The organism is Cytophagia bacterium CHB2, from assembly GCA_030263535.1.
Taxonomy (GTDB): Bacteria; Zhuqueibacterota; Zhuqueibacteria; order Zhuqueibacterales; family Zhuqueibacteraceae; genus Coneutiohabitans.
In genome coordinates this window covers 1-2,480 of sequence record SZPB01000585.1, presented here as the reverse complement: position 1 = coordinate 2,480, position 2,480 = coordinate 1, and the positions used below count along the sequence as shown (strand labels likewise).

General features: G+C 52.5%; 4 protein-coding genes. All 4 read right to left on the bottom strand.

Annotated elements, in window-relative coordinates; all coding sequences use genetic code 11:
• A partial coding sequence (locus tag FBQ85_29190) for a 4-alpha-glucanotransferase (protein ID MDL1879206.1) occupies window positions 1–501 on the bottom strand: 501 nt, incomplete at its 3' end.
• A gap of 3 nt (window positions 502–504) precedes the next feature.
• On the bottom strand, window positions 505–855 hold the full coding sequence (locus tag FBQ85_29185) for a DUF3307 domain-containing protein (GenBank protein ID MDL1879205.1): 351 nt from the start codon (window positions 853–855) through the stop codon (window positions 505–507).
• Window positions 856–870: 15 nt separating this feature from the next.
• On the bottom strand, window positions 871–1,482 hold the full coding sequence (locus tag FBQ85_29180; GenBank protein ID MDL1879204.1) for a hypothetical protein: 612 nt from the start codon (window positions 1,480–1,482) through the stop codon (window positions 871–873).
• A gap of 343 nt (window positions 1,483–1,825) precedes the next feature.
• The gene (locus tag FBQ85_29175; GenBank protein ID MDL1879203.1) at window positions 1,826–2,191 is read right to left on the bottom strand and encodes a hypothetical protein; all 366 of its coding nucleotides are present in this window, start codon (window positions 2,189–2,191) and stop codon (window positions 1,826–1,828) included.
• Between the last annotated feature and the right edge of the window lie 289 nt (window positions 2,192–2,480).

The window sequence follows — 2,480 nt, the reverse complement described above, 5'->3', positions numbered from 1 at the left end:
CAGCTCCGGCGGCCAGGGCGTCCACGGCCGCAAGTCTTGCACGTTTTTCAGCGCCATGAACAAGGCATAATCATCGAGCCAGGCTTGATTCGCGGCGCAGAAATCTTCGAAGTTTTTTCTTTCCACTGTTGAAGCTTGCATCTGGAACGCTGCTGAAGCTTCTTTGAGCAGGGGAATCTTGTGCTGGATCACCAGGCCATAGTCCACCCGCTCCGGCGGAAAGGCCGGCATTTTGTGCAACTGCTCGGCCGTCAAGAAATCTTCTTCCGCCAATTTTTCCAAACTGATTAACAACGGATTGCCGGCGAATGCGGAAAACGATTGGTAGGGAGAATTGGCATAGCCGGTGGGGCCGAGCGGCAACACCTGCCACAGATGTTGCGACATGTCAGACAGGACATCAATAAAATGAAAAGCGGCTGCGCCCATATCGCCAATGCCGCTGGGGCCAGGCAAAGAAGTCGGATGCAGCAATATGCCACTGGATCGGGAAAAGATCACGGTTCAGCCCAAATATTTTATGGATAAGTAATTGATGGTGAGATGAACGGTATTGTCGATAACAATGAGCAAGATCGTATGCATTTCCGGCGGCGGCGGGGGGCAAGGGTTTCGCCTGCCCCACGGCCACTGTTTGATGCGCATAATATGGCCTGCCAGCCGGTAGCGGTCAATCAAGACGTGTGTCGAAAAAATAACGGCAAGCGCCCAACTGAATCCGGTGATCAGCGTGAAAGGCAGGGTATAAACCAGGGCATGTACGATCGCTGCAAACAGGCTTGAAATTTTAGTGCGCGCCATCCAATCGGTTTGCAGCACGTAATCCCCCAGCAAATGGCAAATGAGTTGATCCATTCAGCGTCCTGACGATTATTCGATCGGGACGGTGGGAGTTGTGGCCACGCTGATGATGAGCGTAACCACGCTGATGATCAGTCCGGCCATAAAAACGAGATAGCTGTAACGAATGAAGCGATATTTGCGGTCACCCAACACTTTGCCGAGATTGTACAAGTCGCGCGCCAGAGAATCATACACGCGGCTGCGATCATTGATCACCTTTTGCATCTCCTGGGCGAACACGGGATATTCCAACTGGCTGAAATAGCCGAAGAAAATGATGTTGAAGCCGGGGCTTTGCGGGTTGGGATTTTGCAAGCGCGGCGGGAGATTGGGCACAGTGGCGTAGATCGCAAGCAGGATGGTGGCAACGCAGGTGAGGCCCATGCAAATGATCGTCGGTTGCAACATGGGGTCGTTGACGTTGACCAGGGAAAGCGAAAGAATTAGCGAGTTGACCGTGATCAACATGTTGGCCTTGTTGTCTGCCATCGCGCTGAGCTGCAGATGCGTGTTGATGACAATGCGAAACATATTGTCCATTGCGCGATCGGCATTCTTGGCCTTGAGCCGGCTTTTATTTTTTTCCTTTTTCTTCTTTTTGGGTATTAGTTCGTCGTTCACATCATTGTCGATGTTCATGGCAACCCTTCCTCCGGCTTCAACAACATGAAAATATGTTCCCGGCCCGGCTGCGCGCTGAGGCGTCGAGCGTTTTCGTCTGTGAACGATTTAATCGGGAAGACGAATCGTGTTGAACACAGCGCAATACCGGCCATTTTTATGCGATTTTTTGTGCGTGAAAAAATGCGCAAAAAGCGCTTGAAAGGCAAGGGATTTTTAGGCGAGGCAAAGGCGAGGGGAGAGGAATTCAAAGAGAAAGGAAACAAGCCGTCTTCCCTGCGGCTTGTTTCCTGGCCCGAAGACTTTCGCCTCCCTGCAAAGTCAAGAATGGCGGGATGAAATAGCGCTCACATAAACCGCGTCAAGCGCTTGGACGGATTCTTTTTTCTGAAAAGATCGAACGCTTATTGCTGCGCTGGGTGCGGGTGAGCATGCGCTGCTCGATTCGTTGCATGGTTTTGAGAATATGATAACGCCGGACTTGCAGCACGCGCAGCTCCTGTTGCGCTTGCTCCAACCGTTTCTGCAGGGCAATGAGGGGGAGTGGCGTCTCTTGTTCAAGATGCGGCGCCGTCATTACCAGACGAGAGTTGGTTGAGGAATCGTTCGGGGTTCGGTCCAGCGGCTCTTGGGCATACACTCGCGTCAGGCTCGAGCCGGCAATGACGCAACCGCACAACATCCCTGCGAGAGCGTGAGCAAAACGCCCTGCTTTCCTGTGTGTCATAGCTCAATCCCTTGGTGAGTAAGAGTTCCCTTCTTGACTGAGGTTGCTTGGGCGGCGAAGAAAAAAAGCTTGTGTCAGTTGTGCCTGGCATCACCTCCTAAAAATTTTTGGATCGAGTGTTTTATGATGAATCAATCTGACAAACGTCGTGCCAGCCGCACGTTCAATTCTCGCCGCCTTCGTATCGTTCACCGTGCATTGCAACTTAGAGCGTGGGCAAATGTGCCGGCGCGGGCGCTGCGAACGGCGGCTCTGTCACAGAAATGTGATACCCCTGCGCCGGTTGTGT

Bases quoted from the DNA above. Each gene is read 5' to 3' on its own strand.
- FBQ85_29185 (MDL1879205.1), bottom strand. From the start codon at position 855: ATGGATCAACTCATTTGCCATTTGCTGGGGGATTACGTGCTGCAAACC.
- FBQ85_29180 (MDL1879204.1), bottom strand. From the start codon at position 1,482: ATGAACATCGACAATGATGTGAACGACGAACTAATACCCAAAAAGAAG.
- FBQ85_29175 (MDL1879203.1), bottom strand. From the start codon at position 2,191: ATGACACACAGGAAAGCAGGGCGTTTTGCTCACGCTCTCGCAGGGATG.